Annotated in this window: 13 protein-coding genes; 5 read left to right on the plus strand and 8 right to left on the minus strand. The window is 73.4% G+C overall.

Going from position 1 to position 14166, the window contains the following annotated elements; translation table 11 throughout:
* Positions 1-214: 214 nt before the first annotated feature.
* Positions 215-1063 carry an SDR family NAD(P)-dependent oxidoreductase gene (locus tag ACFC1F_RS39075; RefSeq protein ID WP_376165916.1) on the minus strand — a complete coding sequence of 283 codons (849 nt, stop codon included), beginning with the start codon at positions 1061-1063 and terminating at the stop codon, positions 215-217.
* Between the two features lie 104 nt (positions 1064-1167).
* Between ACFC1F_RS39075 and ACFC1F_RS39080 the strand changes: the two genes are divergently transcribed.
* The gene (locus tag ACFC1F_RS39080) at positions 1168-1779 is read left to right on the plus strand and encodes a CGNR zinc finger domain-containing protein (protein WP_376165918.1); all 612 of its coding nucleotides are present in this window, start codon (positions 1168-1170) and stop codon (positions 1777-1779) included.
* A gap of 305 nt (positions 1780-2084) precedes the next feature.
* Here ACFC1F_RS39080 and ACFC1F_RS39085 read toward each other — a convergent pair whose 3' ends face one another.
* The gene (locus ACFC1F_RS39085) at positions 2085-2567 is read right to left on the minus strand and encodes a MarR family winged helix-turn-helix transcriptional regulator (RefSeq protein ID WP_376165920.1); all 483 of its coding nucleotides are present in this window, start codon (positions 2565-2567) and stop codon (positions 2085-2087) included.
* A 122-nt stretch (positions 2568-2689) separates the two neighbouring features.
* On the opposite strand from ACFC1F_RS39085, the gene ACFC1F_RS39090 reads away from it, so the two are divergent.
* The 3 genes from ACFC1F_RS39090 to ACFC1F_RS39100 all read left to right on the plus strand — a co-directional run bounded on the left by ACFC1F_RS39090 (position 2690) and on the right by ACFC1F_RS39100 (position 5281).
* A complete protein-coding gene (locus tag ACFC1F_RS39090; RefSeq protein ID WP_376165922.1) occupies positions 2690-3412 on the plus strand; it encodes a dienelactone hydrolase family protein in 723 nt (240 codons plus the stop codon).
* Positions 3413-3632: 220 nt separating this feature from the next.
* Positions 3633-3836, plus strand: a complete 204-nt coding sequence (locus ACFC1F_RS39095; RefSeq protein ID WP_376165924.1) for a hypothetical protein — start codon at positions 3633-3635, stop codon at positions 3834-3836.
* 407 nt (positions 3837-4243) lie between these two features.
* Complete coding sequence (locus ACFC1F_RS39100; protein ID WP_376165926.1) at positions 4244-5281, plus strand: alpha/beta hydrolase; 1038 nt, start codon at positions 4244-4246, stop codon at positions 5279-5281.
* 409 nt (positions 5282-5690) lie between these two features.
* Here ACFC1F_RS39100 and ACFC1F_RS39105 read toward each other — a convergent pair whose 3' ends face one another.
* From ACFC1F_RS39105 to ACFC1F_RS39120, 4 genes are all read right to left on the minus strand, one after another.
* The gene (locus tag ACFC1F_RS39105; protein WP_376165928.1) at positions 5691-6221 is read right to left on the minus strand and encodes a glutathione S-transferase C-terminal domain-containing protein; all 531 of its coding nucleotides are present in this window, start codon (positions 6219-6221) and stop codon (positions 5691-5693) included.
* A 23-nt stretch (positions 6222-6244) separates the two neighbouring features.
* Complete coding sequence (locus tag ACFC1F_RS39110) at positions 6245-6391, minus strand: hypothetical protein (protein ID WP_376165930.1); 147 nt, start codon at positions 6389-6391, stop codon at positions 6245-6247.
* Between the two features lie 374 nt (positions 6392-6765).
* Positions 6766-7593 (minus strand): GNAT family N-acetyltransferase, encoded by an 828-nt coding sequence (locus ACFC1F_RS39115; RefSeq protein WP_376165931.1) that lies wholly within the window; start codon positions 7591-7593, stop codon positions 6766-6768.
* A 541-nt stretch (positions 7594-8134) separates the two neighbouring features.
* Positions 8135-9064, minus strand: a complete 930-nt coding sequence (locus ACFC1F_RS39120) for a Gfo/Idh/MocA family protein (protein ID WP_376165933.1) — start codon at positions 9062-9064, stop codon at positions 8135-8137.
* Positions 9065-9593: 529 nt separating this feature from the next.
* Between ACFC1F_RS39120 and ACFC1F_RS39125 the strand changes: the two genes are divergently transcribed.
* The gene (locus ACFC1F_RS39125; protein WP_209416470.1) at positions 9594-10298 is read left to right on the plus strand and encodes a DUF3152 domain-containing protein; all 705 of its coding nucleotides are present in this window, start codon (positions 9594-9596) and stop codon (positions 10296-10298) included.
* A 148-nt stretch (positions 10299-10446) separates the two neighbouring features.
* Here ACFC1F_RS39125 and ACFC1F_RS39130 read toward each other — a convergent pair whose 3' ends face one another.
* The gene (locus ACFC1F_RS39130) at positions 10447-11772 is read right to left on the minus strand and encodes a cryptochrome/photolyase family protein (protein WP_376165935.1); all 1326 of its coding nucleotides are present in this window, start codon (positions 11770-11772) and stop codon (positions 10447-10449) included.
* 658 nt (positions 11773-12430) lie between these two features.
* Positions 12431-13342, minus strand: coding sequence for a LysR family transcriptional regulator (locus tag ACFC1F_RS39135; protein WP_209416472.1), 912 nt, complete (start codon positions 13340-13342; stop codon positions 12431-12433).
* Between the last annotated feature and the right edge of the window lie 824 nt (positions 13343-14166).

The following is a 14166-nucleotide window of genomic DNA, read 5'->3' on the forward strand; positions in this document are numbered from 1 at the left end:
GCCTGGCGCAGGGCGCCGGGCCCGCCGCCACGCCGATGAGAATCTGCGAAACCGACACGATTCGTCGGCCTGCGGTGACGCGGAACTTCCGAGGGGTCGGTTCCCGCCCGAAACAAGATCACTTCCCGGACTGCCGGGCCCACGCGGATCACGCGGATCACGCCGCCGAGGGCACCTCGGCCATCAGCGCCGCGGCCCCCGGCGGGACTTGCGATCAGCTGTCGACGGCCTCGGTCACCCGCTTGCAGCCGTCCAGGTCTGCGATGCGTGCCTCCAATGCGGCCCGCATGCCCGTGGCTCCGGAGGTGCCGAGCGCCAGGCGCAGCGGAGGATTGGGGCTGTCGACCGCGGTCCGGATGCCTGCGGCGATCCGCGCCGCGGAGGAGAACGCGGATGCCGGCAACTCTCCGATGCCTTTCTGGACCTCGCGGACGGTCCGGTCGTAGTCGGCCAGGCCGTCCGCGACATCGAGGTTGGCCAGGAAGGGGGTCGCGGTCAGACCGGGCTGGATGATCGTGACCTTGATGCCGAGCGGTGCGACCTCGGCCGCCAGCGCGTCCGACAGCCCCTCGACCGCGTGCTTGGTCGCGGCCAGCAGCCCCACGCCCGGGTGGGCGGACTGCCCGTAGACGGACGAGCCCTGGAGGATGTGTCCGGATCGCTGGGCGCGGAGCACCGGCAACGTCGCGCGGAGCACGTTGAGCACTCCGAAGACGTTGGTGTCGAACACGGCGCGGATCTGCGCGTCGGAGGCCTCCTCGACGGCTCCGAACAGTCCGTAGCCGGCGTTGTTGGCCACCACGTCGATACGGCCGAACCGTGCGAGCGTGCGCTCCACCGCTTCCCGGACGGCCTGCTCGTCACGCACGTCCGCCTGGATGAGGAGCAGGCGCTCGCCGTGCACTTCGGTCAGTTCGTCCAGGGAAGCGGTGTCGCGGGCGAGCGCCGCGACGACGTCGCCACTCTCCAGCGCCTGGAGCGTCAGTTCGCGGCCGATGCCGGACGTCGCGCCGGTGATCAGCCATGTGCGGGGGCGGGTCTGCTGAGTGGATGTTCCGTTCATGTTGCGAACGTAATGAGTTAGAGCACAACGAGTCAAGCCAGATGGCGCCCCAGGTTGCCCGTTAGACGGATTAGTGCCTCTTCCTGCTGATGTAGGGTGAGGGCATGAGCAGTGCGACAGCCGGATCTCCCAAACTCGGCCCGCGCGCCGTCACACCGGCGGTGGAGACCGTGCTCGCGTTCGTGAACACGCGCGCGGACGGGTCCGGTCGGCGGGAGGTGTTCGGGGATGGGAACTCGTTCGCGGCGTGGCTGGCGGAGTACGACGAGTTCGGCGGCGAAACCGTGGCGACCGACGCTGATGCCGCGGCCGCGCGCGAGCTGCGCGATGCCCTGGTGACCGTGCTGCTCGCGCACTCGGGCGACGAGGAGAGCCTGGGCGAGCCGCTGCAGCATGCCGAGCGGCACCTGCGGCGCGCGGGGTCGCTCTACCCTCTGGCGACGGTGGTCACGGCCGGTGGCGTCGAGCTGGCGTCGCAGCAGGCGGGGGTGGAGCGTGTGTTCGGAACCGTACTGGCTGCGGTGACGACCTTCGCCCAGAGCAGCGACTGGGGACGCGTCAAGGCGTGCCGGAACCCCCCGTGCCATTTCGGCTTCTTCGACCGCACCCGCAACGGGGGAGGGCTGTACTGCAGCCCCGGCTGCGGCTCCCAGGTGTCCATGCGCAACTACCGCCGGCGGCAGCGCCAGGAGAGTCAGACGCCGCCCCAGGCGTGAGGCCGCGCCGCCATCACGGAGCCTTCCGCGACGGCAGCACCGAGGACGTCGTCGGCGAGCTCAGGGGGCCTGACGGCGATCGTGAGGGCTTCTTCAGCGAGCCCCATCGCCCGCCGCCCCGGCCCTGCCCCGCCCCCCGGCCCGTTCTCCCCGTTCCCCGGCCCGTTCTCCACGTTCTCCGTCCTGACCGAGTGCCGCGCTCCGTCCTGACCGAGTGCCGCGCCGGGCTGCTCCCCGCCTCGCCCCCGCGGGCCGGCGGCGAAGGCGCTCCGGGCTCCCTGGACCTCGGCTGCCGCTGCGCGGCATCAGGAGGCCCGGGTGTGGTGGTCCAGCAAGCGGGTGAGCAGCTGCACGAGCTGGTCGCGTTCGGCCGGGCTCAGCGGCGCGAGCAGTTCGTCGTGGAGGTCGTCCAGGACCTTGTCGAGGCCGGGCAGGCGGCGGCGGCCCAGGGCGGAGATCGTGATGATGTTGCGTCGCCGGTCATCGGGATCCGACACCCGCTCGACGAGGCCACGATCGGCCAGTTCGTTGAGCACGCCGACCAGGTCGCTGCGGTAGATGCCGGTGCGCCGGCTCAGCTCCGCCTGGCTGCCCGGACCGTCCTCCTGCAGCGAGGCCAGCACGGCGTAGTGCCACTTGCGGACGTCGACCCGGGCCAGCCCTTCGTTGATCAGCCGGTCCGACCGCACGGTCAGCTGCGACAACAGCCGGCTCACCCGTCGACGCAGCCTGTCCGGCGTACTGCGCGCGCCGTCGTCGGGCATCTCCACGGCTTCGGCTCTGCTCATGGCGCCCATCCTAGTCATTGCGTTAGTCCGACTAACGATGTACGTTCACGCGTGCCAAAACGTTAGTGCGACAAACGTTTTTGGCAGTCTCCGAGGAAGGAAGAACCGCTATTCCCACCAAGATGTTGCAGATTCCCACCACGGACGGCCAGGCCGACGCCTTCGCCGCCTTCCCCGACCACGGCGGCCGGCACCCGGGGGTGCTGATGTACGCGGACGCCTTCGGCCTCCGGCCCGCCCTGAGGGAGATGGCCCGCGAACTGGCCGGACACGGGTACTACGTACTCGTCCCCAACTTCTTCTACCGGCACGGCCCGGCACCGCTGATCGAGCTTCCCGCGCACATCGGAGAGGAGGCCCGGTCCTCGGCCGTCACCCGGCTGATGCCCCTGATCGAGGCGCACACCGCCGAACGCGCCCTGAGCGACGCCGACGCCTACCTCGGGTTCCTCGCCGCCCAGCCCGAGGTCGGCCCCGGACCGGTCGCGGTGACCGGCTACTGCATCGGCGGCCTCCTGGCGATGCGCACCGCCGTGGCCAACCCCGGTCGGGTGGCGGCCGTCGCCGCGTTCCACGGCCCCGTGGGCGCCGACGGGCCCGACAGCCTGCACCGCCTCACCGCCGAGGCCCACTTCGGCCACGCCGAGACGGACCTCACGCCCGAGGCCCTCGGCGAGCTCAACCGGGCCCTGGACGTCGCGGGTGTCGGCTACACCTCCGAGATCTACCCCGGCACCGTCCACGGCTTCACCATGTCCGACACGGACGCCTTCAACCCCTCCGCGCTGCGGCTTCACTGGGACCGTCTGCTCCCCCTCCTCGGCCGCACCCTGGCCGAGGACTGAGGCTGCGGCCCGGGAATCCACGACCGGGTGCGGGCGGCCCCGGGCGCGGGCGGCCCCGGAGCCCCGCCCCGGGAGGCCTTCGCCGGGCACCCGGCGCGCCCCGCGGGCCGGCCGCGGAGGAGGTGGCACCCGGAACGGCCCCGGAGACGGCTCTGGAGACGGCCGAGGCCCCCGGAGTAGGATCGTCCGCATCCGGATCAGCAGCGGGTTGGAGCATCCGATGACCGGTGACAAGGAACAGGAGAGGCCCGCAGGCCCCCTGTCCGAGATGAGCGAAGGCGCGCCCGACGACCTGTTCGCGGGCCGGTCGACGAGAGCCGCCGACAGACCGGAGCCCGGAGCGGCCTACGGTGGCGATGATGACCTCTACGGGGGCCTGGCGGCGGTCGCCCCGGACGAGGACGACGGCGAGAACACCAGGTAGCACCGCGGCGCCGGGCGCCGGACCCCCGCTCCTCGCCGGCCTGCGCCGAGCCGCCCTGCCCCATCCTGCACGGCCGTGCACGGCGAGGCCCGGACGCGGGCAGGGCGGTAGTGCGCCCGGACGGACATGCACCCGCATCCGCGCACGCCCCCGCACCCGCCGCTGCACCCGCCGCCGCACACCGCCGAACGCCGTTGCGAGGCGATCGACGGCCCCGAGGTCGGGAGTGCAACCGGTCGGCCCGTGATCACGTCCTAAGATCACACAATGTTGCGCCGACCCGGCCGGGCCGGCGCGCGCCCCGGGGGTACGCAGGTCCGGACACCCCCGGTCACGTGCCGGTCCCGCCCGGGGACCGCCGTCCGGCTCCGCGGACCGGACGACACACTGGTCGGAGAGTTCTCACCGTGCAACCGCCGCCCCCTCGCCCTCGCGCTCTCCTGACGGGCGCCGCCGCGCTCGTCCTGGCCACCTCGCTGGCCGCCTGTAGCGGCGGCGACGACGGCAGAGGCGACGTCGCAAAGGGTGCCGAAACCACCAACAGCCCGGCCGCCGCCGGCGCGGCGTCCGGCACTCCCGGCGCGCCCGCGGCCCCGGCCGGCGGCAAGGTCGCCATGCCCACCGGTCCGGCCACGGCGTTCACCAAGGCCAGGGACACCACCGCCGGGCCGATCACCGTGACCACCCTGACCGGCGCGAAGTCCGGCGTCTCGGGAAAGGTCTGGGTCTGGCTGCCGCCCGAGTACAACGACCCCAAGTACGCGAAGACCGGATTCCCGGTGATCATCCTCTACTCGGGCGGCCAGAGCGCGGGCTACAACACCTACACGGACAACCAGTTGCCCATCCAGGCGGCCGACGTGGAGATGACGAAGGCCGGCAAGGCCCATCCGTTCATCATGATCATGCCCGTGCAGAACCTGGACCCCGACGAGCACAAGGCGCTGGAGTGCAGTGACATCCCCGGCCAGCCCAAGATGGGCACCTGGATGGCGGAGGACATTCCCGCCTTCGTCCGGGCCAACTTCCGGACCCTGAAGAGCCGCGACGGCTGGGGCGTGATGGGCGCGTCCACCGGCGCCTTCTGCAGCGCCAAGCTCGCCCTCCAGCACCCCGAGACGTTCAAGGTCGCCGTACCGGTCGACGGCTACTGGGCCCCCGACTCACCGCTCTGGAAGGGCCACGAGACCGAACGCCAGGCCAACAGCCCGAACGCCATGGTCTCGCAGGGCAAGGCCGACGTGCGGATGCTCGCCACCGCGGCCGGCGGCACCCCGCCGGAGGTCAAGCTGGTCAAGGACTGGGTCGCCAAGGCCGCCCCGCCGCTCAAGATCGACTACTACGAGCAGCCCGGCGGTCAGCACCTCACCTCGGACTTCAAGAAGATGATCCCGAACACCCTGGAGTGGCTCACCCAGAACATGGCCGGACCCACCTCCGACTGACGGCCGATCACCGCCGCAGCATTGTCCGGCAGTTGGCATGACTGAAACAGCTTCTGGCCGGGCATAACGACGGTAGCCCGCCAGCGGGCCCGGCTGCAGCTCCCCCACGAGCGCAACCGGGCCCCGGCCGGCGACCGGGCCTGGACGTGACTCCCCCCACGGAGTGGCATCCAGGCCCGCATGGTGTTCAACCAGCGACACGCAGCGTACATGCCACATCCACGTAACGCTACCGTGCAGCATCCGCCGGCCCGACTCGGAGGCGGACGGGAACCCCACACGGCAGGCGGACGAGGCCTCGAACGGCAGGCGGACGGGAACTCCAAGCCGCAGGCGGACGAGGGCCCCGCCGCGGGCGGACCGGGAGGACGGGGCCACCGCGCGGGCGGCGCGGCCCCGCGCCGCGGCCTCAGCGGACCGTCGGCCGCTCCACCGGGGCGTGCCAGTCGGGCACATCGGCGCCCGGCGCGGTGAAGGTGGAGAAGTCCGTGGTGGTCTTGAAGGCCTTCTGCCGGTACAGGTCACGGGCGTAGGCCCACAGGTGGGGGTAGACGGCGAGACCGGGGTTGACGGCGCGGTCGTGGTTGGTCCTGGTGTCGTAGCGGACCAGCGTCACCCACAGCCGCACGTCCGCCTCGGTCAGCCGGTCGCCCAGCAGGTGGCGGCGGGTCGCCAGCCGTCCGTCGAGCTCCGCGAAGGTCTCCAGCAGCGTGGCACGGGCCGCGAGCGCGGCCTCACCGGTGCCCGCCGCGGCGCCCGCACCGTGGTTGACGGCCGGGCCCAGCCGGGCGTCGAGCGCGTCGATCTCGGCCCGCAGGTCCTCCGGGTAGGTGTCGGCGCCGTTGCCCCACCGGCCGAACTGCGTCGCCAGGTCGATGCCCAGGGTGGTGAAGTCGTTGCTCACGACCCGGCCGGTCCGGCGGTCCCAGAGCGTCGGCACCGAGACGTGCCCTCGAAACCCGGCTAGGTCCGCTCGTACGCCTCGCGGAGCAGGGCGAAGCCGTTGACCGGGTCCGGCGCGTGGGTCTCCCGGAAGGCCCAGCCCCGGGCGTCGCGCCTGCCGTCGACGTACGAGACCGAGATGACGTCCTCCAGCCCGTTCAGCGCCACCTGGAGGGTGACCCGCTGCGCCCAGGGGCAGAACCAGCCCGCGTAGACGTGGTAGCGACCGGGCTCGGCACGGAAGCCACTGCTGCCGTCGGCGGTGATCCGCCCGGTGAAGCGGTAGAGCGGACGCTCGTCACCGGGAGCCCGGGTGATCCCGGTACTCCCCGTGGACGGTGGTGTCGGCCGGGCCGGCGTACTGCACGTTCTGACTCACGTCGAACTCCTCGGACGGGATCGAACGGTGCGATTGCGGCGCTCCGGTGCCGCACCACCGGACGCGGGTCCGCACGGGCGGACGCGGAGCAGCCGGCGCGAACGGGAGCGGAGCCGGTACGGGCAGGCGGGTACGGAGCCGTCGGCCGGCCGGCGGGCCGCGGTCAGGCGCCGTGCCCACCGCCGGGGACGCGCAGGCCCAGGAAGGTGACCTTCCGGCGCAGCCGGAACCCCAGCGACTCGTAGAGCCGGATCGCCGTGGCGTTGCCGGCGGAGGTGTGCAGGAACGGCGTGTCGCCGCGCTCACGGATCCCGGCCGCGACCGCCAGGACGAGCCGCGATCCGAGCCCCTGACCACGGTGGGACTCGGCCGTGCAGACGGCGCTGATCTCGGTCCAGCCCGGCGGACGCAGGCGTTCCCCGGCCATCGCGACCAGCGCGCCGCCACGCCGGATGCCCAGGTAGCCACCGAGTTCGACGGTGCGGGGCAGGAACGGGCCCGGCCGGGCGTGTTCCACCAGGGCCAGCATCTCGGGCACGTCGGCGGGGCCCAGCCGGACGGCCTCCTCGTCGGGCGCGGCCTGGACACCGTCGTCCACCAGCTGGACGCCCGGCGCCTGCATGAGGACCTCCCAGTCGGCCGGCAGCGCACTCAGGGAGCCGGTGGCACCGAGGACGGTGCCCGGCCCGCAGAGCGCCGCCACGTTCCGCCAGGTCTCCCGGTCGGGCCGGTCCGGGAGGGCCACGAACGGCGAGACGTCGGCCGGGTAGCGCAGGACGTCTCCGCGCCGCTCGGCGAAGTGGGCGTGCGGGCCGAGCAGCGCGGCACGGACCGGGTTGTCCAGGGGGTGCGGGGGCGCGGAGCCGTCCTCGGCACTGGTATCGGCGCTGTCGGGAGTGCCGTCTTCGGCGCCGTCGGTGGCACTGCCAGTGGCGCTGTCAGTGGCGCTGTCGGCGGCACTGTCCGCAGTGAGCACGGGCTGTTGGGGCATGCGAAACCGTTCCTCGATCTCGATCTTCTCGGTGCCATGGGCCGCGACGCCGCCGGCCTCGGCCGGAACCGGCCACGACGGGGCGGGCCGCCGGGCACACCCGGGGGCACGAGGGCCCCGGAGGCGGGATCGCCAGGCCCGGCGGGAACGCGTGACGGAGTAGGTGCGGGCCGCTACGGGCGACAGAGGCCGGTCGGAGAACCGACCCCGTCGATCCAACGGCGACGCACCAGACGGGAACCACCGGCCCCGGCACCGACGGCCGCACGGAGGGCCCCGGACGAGGGGCGGAACGCCGCGCGCGACAGCGACGGGCGCCCGAAGACCACCCGTCCGTCCCGCAGTTGGCGTTCGTGCATCGCCCGTCCGTTTCGCATCCGGCAACCTTGACTGTCCACAGTACCGCTCTGCGGGCCCGATTCCAGAGGCGATCGCGGATCACCGTTCCCGGACCCACCGACCCCGAACCCACCGATCCCGGCCCACCGCCGTGCCACGCGGCGGGCCGCGCGGCGGGCCCGGGCCAATGCTGCGCCCTGTGTCAGGCCGACTCGATGCGTTCGACGATCAGCTCGCACAGCTCGTGGGTCCGCAGCGCGTCGCGGGCGTCGAGGGTCCGGCCGGCGCGGACGGCGTCCAGGAAGGCGAGGACGATCTGCTCGATGCCCCGCTGCCGGGCTACGGGGACCCAGTCGCCGCGGCGGCGGACGGTGGGCTGGCCCCGGTGGTCGATCACCTCGGCGAGATTGTGGACCTCCCGCTTGGAGTCCGCCCCGGAGACTTCGAGGATCTCCTCGGTGGAACCGGAGACCCGGTTCATGACGCCCAGCGCCGTGAAACCCTCCCCGGCCAGGGTGAGGACGACGTGCTCGACCAGGCCGTCACGGGTGCGGGAGCGGACGTCGACGTGGTCGATCTCGCCGGGGACGAGGAAGCGCAGGGTGTCCACGACGTGGATGAAGTCGTCGAAGACGAGGGTGCGGGCCGCCTCCGGGAGGCCCTCGCGGTTCTTCTTCAGGATGATCAGGTCCCGCGGGCGCTCCTTCGCCTGGACGTAGGCGGGGGCGTGGCGGCGGTTGAAACCGACGCTCAGGGAGCGGCCGGTCTTCTCGGCCAGGTCGACCAGGCGGCGGGCGCCGTCCACGGTGTAGTCGAGCGGCTTGTCCACGTAGACGTCGACGCCGGCGGTCAGCAGCTGTTCCACGATGGGGACGTGCTGTTCGGTGGCGGCGTGGACGAACGCGGCCCGGATGCCGCTGTCGATCAGCGCGCCGAGGTCGGTGAACCGGTCCGCGGGGGCGATCCGGTGCGTGTCGCCGAGGCGGTCGAGCTTGGCCCGGTCCCGGGTCATCAGCCGCAGGTCCAGGCCCGGCAGCGCGGTGAGGACCGGCAGGTACGCCTTCTGCGCGATGTCGCCCAGGCCGATCACACCCACCGGGAGCGCGGCGTCGCGAACGTCGGTCTCACTCATGGCATCTCCTGTCGTACGGACGATCATCAGTCCGCCCAACCCTATGCGTCACGCGCACCGGGCGACCGGCCCCGCAGCGACCCCGGCCGCACACCGCGCACGGCCCGCCCGGGTGCGGGGGCGATGGCGGGCTTCGCGCCGGCAGAAGGACGACGGGGAGCGGGCGCGGGGCGGGCGCGAGGCAGGCGCGGGGCGGGCGCGAGGGGCGGCCCTGGGGACGGCCCCGGGGGCGGCAGAGGGCCGGTGGAAGGCCGATGGAAAGCTGATGGAAGGTCGGTGGAAGGCTGGTGGAGAGACCGTGGGAGGCCGGTAGGAGGCTGAACCGGTCGTGCACTCCGGCCCGTCCTCTCCTGGAGAACCGTCCACTCGTCCGGTCCCCGTACAGGAGTCGTCCCGCCACCATGTCCACCCAGGCCCCAGCTCTTCGCCGCCCGGAAGCCACCGTCCACCGGAGGCCCCCGGTGCCGTTGCCCACCGCCCGCCGGAGAACCCGCCGGTCGGAGGCCCGGCCTGCTGTGGGGAGCGGCCGATGAAGGGCTTCGGCGGATCCCGGCGGAGGGTCTGGACGGGCGCGCTCGCCGGGGTGGTGACCGCCGCCCTGGTCGCCGGCCTGCTCTGGTGGCACCCGTGGACCCCGGCCGCGACCGGCCGGCAGAAGCCGATGGAGTTCACCACGGCCGGCGGTGGCTCCCCCCGCTTCGGCACCGGCGAGAAGCTCTACCGCTACAAGGTGCGCGCCGAGAAGGGGATCAAGGAGACTCCCGACCAGTTCGCCGCCGAGGTCGACGCGGTCCTCGGCAACGTCCGGCTCGGCTGGGCCGCGGACGGCACCCGGTCCTTCCAGCGCATGCCCGCCGACCCGGTGGACTTCACCGTCTACCTGGCCACCCCGGAAACCACCGACCGGATATGCGGCCAGTACGGGCTGGACACGGGCGGCTGGGTGAACTGCGGCGTGGGCCACCAGGTGGTCATCAACCTCAAGCGCTGGAACGAGCTCACGGAGTTCTACAGCGGCCGGCCCGAGCTCTACCACGCGCTCGCCGTCAACCACGAGGTCGGCCACGTCCTCGGCCTCGGGCACGTCGACTGCCCCGGTCCGGGCCTGCCGGCGCCCGTGATGATGCAGCAGATCAAGGGGCTGCACGGCTGCGTGCCGAACGGCTGGCCGTACTCCGAGACCGGCGCCCTCCTCACCGGTCCCGCCGTCGAGGCCGCCACCCCCGCCCCGTAGCCGCGCAGGCGGGCCGGCCGCCGTACACGTGGCGGCGGCCGGCCCGGGAGGGGCGGCTCCGGGCGGCTCCGGACGGGTCCGGACGGGTCCGGGCGGGTCCGGGCGGGTCCGGGCCGGGCCAGCTGGTTGGCTGGCTGGCTGGCTGGGGTCAGTCCAGGCCGCGCGCGTGCCGCAGGCGGTCGGCGAGCGTGTCCGGCGCGATGATCGGGTCCGGGTAGTCGGGGCGGTCGGCGAGCAGCCAGGGCCGGTGCACGGCCCGGCCCTGCACGTGGCGGAGCTCGGGCACCCAACGTCGTACGTACGCGCCGTCCGGGTCGTAACGATCGGCCTGGAGCAGCGGGTTGAGGACCCGGTTCGGACGGGTGTCCGTCCCGGTACCGGCCACCCACTGCCAGTTGAGCTGGTTGTTCGCCACGTCACCGTCCACCAGCAGGCTCAGGAAGTGCCGCGCGCCGATCCGCCAGTCCAGGTGGAGCGACTTGGCGAGGAAACAGGCCGTCAGGAGCCTCGCCCGGTTGTGCATCCAGCCCTCGTGCGCGAGCTGCCGCATACCGGCGTCGACGATCGGGTAGCCGGTACGCCCCTGCCGCCAGGCCTCGGCCTCACGCTCGTCGTGCTGCCAGTGGTCGTGCCGGGTGCGGTAGTCCCGGTGCGCCGCGTCGGGCCGGGCGGCGAGCACCTGGTGGTGGAAGTCCCGCCAGGCGAGCTGCCGGACGAAGGCCTCCGCGCCCTCACCGCCGCGCTCCAGCGCGCGCACCGCCAGCTCGGTGGCCGACAGGCACCCGAAGTGCAGGTACGGCGAGAGCCGGGAGGTGCCGTCGTCCGCGAGCGCGTCGTGCACGTCCGCGTAGGCGTCGACGTCCCACTTGCGCCAACGTGCCCGGCCGGCCGTCTCCCCGCCGGGCGGCAGCGCGGGCGACGCCGCACTGGCGGTCGGCAGGTCCTCGCCGCGCACCGCCGGCGGGGAGCCCAGCGACCGGGGGGCGGGCAGCACGGCCCGACGGGGCACACGCTGCCAGGCCCGGTGGTACGGGGTGAAGACGGCGTAGTGGTCCTTCCCGGCCGGAGTCACCCGGCCTGCCGGGACCACCGTCAGCACGGCGTCGTGGACGTGCAACCGGTCGCCGAGCCGCGCCCGCAGGCCGGCCTCACGCCGTTGAGCGAAGGCGCTGACCCCGGCGCCGACGTGCACGCTCACCGCTCCGGTCTCCTCGGCCAGCCGGGCGGTCTGCTCGGCGGCGTCGCCGTGCCGTACGACCAGCCAGGAGCCGATCCGGCGCAGCGAGGCGTCCAGGTCGGCGAGGCAGTCGGCGAGGAAGGCCTGACGGTTGGGGGTGCTGAAGCCCGCGGCCTCGACGGCGGGGTCGAGCACGAACACCGGTACGACCTGGTCGGCGGCGGCACGGGCGGCGTGCAGGACGGGGTTGTCGTGCAGGCGGAGGTCCTGGGTGAACAGGGCGACGGAGACGGTCATCGGCGGTGCCTCGGGCTGGTCGGGTGGGTGGGCTGATTGGTCGGGTCAGTGAGTGAGTGAGTGGGTGGTAGGTCGAGTGGGCGTGGCCTCGGCGGCTCGGTGACCGCCTCGGGTATCCGCCGGTGCGGGCAGCGTGCCGTCACGGTGGCAGCAGTCCACCGCTGCGGCGGGCCAGTAGACATGTCATCAGGAGTGGGCCCGGCAGGTACACCCGACCGCTCGGCGTGTCGGCGGCGGGTCGCAGCAGGCGGCATGGCAGGCGGCGCGTCTCACGTGCGCGGTCGTATGGTCACTCCGCTGTCGGCGCGTGGAGCCGCGTTGATGGTGGACGCGGCGGCCGGGGTGGACGCGAGGGCGGGTGTGGGCACGCGGGCGGGCGGGCGTGGGTACGAGACCCCCTTGGCGGCTCGGGCCGGCTGAGCGGCCTGTCATGCGGTCTACAGGTTCCGTTCGGAGCCATGCACCCTGCGGATTGGACCGGAGAGCGGCGGATCACCGTCCGCCGGCCACCGGCCGCTTGGTCTCGCTGGTCGGAGAGGCGCGCCGGGCTGGACGCGCCAGGACGGGAGGGCGCGGCGGGGCGGGAGGGAGTGACGGGGCGGGAGGCTCGACCGGGGGCCGCTCTCAGGCAGTGCCCGGACTCAGGCGATGCCCGGACTCAGGCGGTGGCCGCGGCGGCCTCGGCGAGGGCGTCCAGGACCGGGCGGATCAACGGGTGGCCGTCCGCGCCGGCTCGGACCGCTGCAAAGACCCGGCGGGTGGCGAGTGCGCTGTCCACCCGCCGGACCGCGACCCGGGCGAGGTCCACGCCCAGCAGCGCGGAGCGCGGCACCAACGCGACCCCGGCGCCGGCCGAGGCGAGCGCGACGACGGCGCGGAAGTCGTCCGAGGAGTGCACCAGGCGCGGCTGGAACCCGGCGTACTCGCAGGCCAGCAGCACCACGTCATGGCAGGGGTTGCCGGGGTAGGGGCCGATCCACGGCTCGTCGGCGAGGTCGGCCACGGCGATCGGCCCCTCGGCGGCGGCCAGCGGGTGGGCGAGCGGAAGCACCGCCTCGAACGGCTCCGCGTACAGCGGCACCCGGGTGAGCCTGGCGTCGTCGGCACGTGGGGCGCCCCGGTACTCGACGGCCACCGCGAGGTCGGCACGCCCGTCCAGGACCATCGGGAGGCTGGCGTCCCCTTCCGCATCCAGCACCTTGAGGTGGACGCCTGGCGCGCGGACGGCGAGGGCTCCGATGGCGGGTGCGAGGACGAGGGAGATGCCGGTCGCGAACGAGGCGACGGTGACCTCGCCGGAGACGCCCGCGGAGTAGGCGGCGAGGTCCGCCTCGGCACGCTCCAGCTGGGCGAGGACGGCGTCGGCGTGGCCGAGCAGGATCTCGCCGGCCGCGGTGAGCCGGACGCCCCGGCCCTCGCGGGCGAGCAGGTGGTGGCCGGTCTCCTGCTCCAGTGCGGCCAGCTGCTGGGAGACGGCTGAGGGGGTGAGGTAGAGGGCGGCCGCCGCAGCGGTCACAGTGCGGTGGTCCGCCACGGCCCGCAGGGTCCGAAGCCGTCGTGCGTCGATCACACGCCAATTCTGCCAGCGCCGCGGGGCGCTCCGGAGCGGGGTGGCGGGGGCGCTGGAGCGAGGGCGGCGGAGTAGGAAGTCGGATCGGCCGACTTCCTACTCCGTGAGCCATGCGGCTTCAGCGCTCAGGGCTCATCGGCGGCGGTCGCCACGCTCCCCCTGGATCCCGCACGACGTCGCGCGCGGGGAGAGGGAGAGGGAGAGCCTGGGGAGCCGGAGAGGGAGAAGGGCGGGAGACGAGGCACCGGCGCGAGCCGGGCCGTGCGCTTTGCAAAGCCGTGCAGCTATTTGCAAAGCGCTGAGCGAGGCCAGAGCAGGCGAGAGCAGGCGAGAGCAGGGGCGCATCTGGGCGCTGGGGGACGCCCCGCAGCCAGGGGAAACGATTCGCCGCGCACTCCTCGCGCTTTGCAAAGTCACCTGTTTGCAAAGCGCCGGGACGGACGGGAGAGAGGGCACGGACAGCGCGAGCGGCACGGAGGGGACGGGAATGGCATGAACGGCCAGAGAGCGTGCACGCCAAAATCGCCACGAGCACCACGAGCACCACGAGCACCACGAGCGCCACGAGCGCCACGAGCGCCACGAGCGCCACGAGCGCCACGAGCGCCACGAGCGCCACGAGCAGCATCCCCCGGGCCTGCCAGAAACCGTACGAACGCCCGACGTGCGGCAACGGCCGGAATCGCGGCGCGGCAGGAGGTACGGGGAAGGCGAGCGGCGCGGGGAAGGGCGTGACGCGCAGGACCTACCGCGAAGGGTCCGCGGTCGGAAAGGCGGTCCGCGGTCGGGAGTGGGTAGTAGGGCGGGCCGACTTACCACAACCC

It is taken from the genome of Kitasatospora sp. NPDC056181 (assembly GCF_042266225.1).
In the GTDB taxonomy this organism is placed as follows: Bacteria; Actinomycetota; Actinomycetes; order Streptomycetales; family Streptomycetaceae; genus Kitasatospora.

What these genes read in the sequence shown, in the direction of transcription:
- ACFC1F_RS39075 (WP_376165916.1), bottom strand. Translation starts at nt 1,063, where the DNA reads ATGAACGGAACATCCACTCAGCAGACCCGCCCCCGCACATGGCTGATC.
- ACFC1F_RS39080 (WP_376165918.1), top strand. Translation starts at nt 1,168, where the DNA reads ATGAGCAGTGCGACAGCCGGATCTCCCAAACTCGGCCCGCGCGCCGTC.
- ACFC1F_RS39085 (WP_376165920.1), bottom strand. Translation starts at nt 2,567, where the DNA reads ATGAGCAGAGCCGAAGCCGTGGAGATGCCCGACGACGGCGCGCGCAGT.
- ACFC1F_RS39090 (WP_376165922.1), top strand. Translation starts at nt 2,690, where the DNA reads ATGTTGCAGATTCCCACCACGGACGGCCAGGCCGACGCCTTCGCCGCC.
- ACFC1F_RS39095 (WP_376165924.1), top strand. Translation starts at nt 3,633, where the DNA reads ATGACCGGTGACAAGGAACAGGAGAGGCCCGCAGGCCCCCTGTCCGAG.
- ACFC1F_RS39115 (WP_376165931.1), bottom strand. Translation starts at nt 7,593, where the DNA reads ATGCCCCAACAGCCCGTGCTCACTGCGGACAGTGCCGCCGACAGCGCC.
- ACFC1F_RS39120 (WP_376165933.1), bottom strand. Translation starts at nt 9,064, where the DNA reads ATGAGTGAGACCGACGTTCGCGACGCCGCGCTCCCGGTGGGTGTGATC.
- ACFC1F_RS39125 (WP_209416470.1), top strand. Translation starts at nt 9,594, where the DNA reads ATGAAGGGCTTCGGCGGATCCCGGCGGAGGGTCTGGACGGGCGCGCTC.
- ACFC1F_RS39130 (WP_376165935.1), bottom strand. Translation starts at nt 11,772, where the DNA reads ATGACCGTCTCCGTCGCCCTGTTCACCCAGGACCTCCGCCTGCACGAC.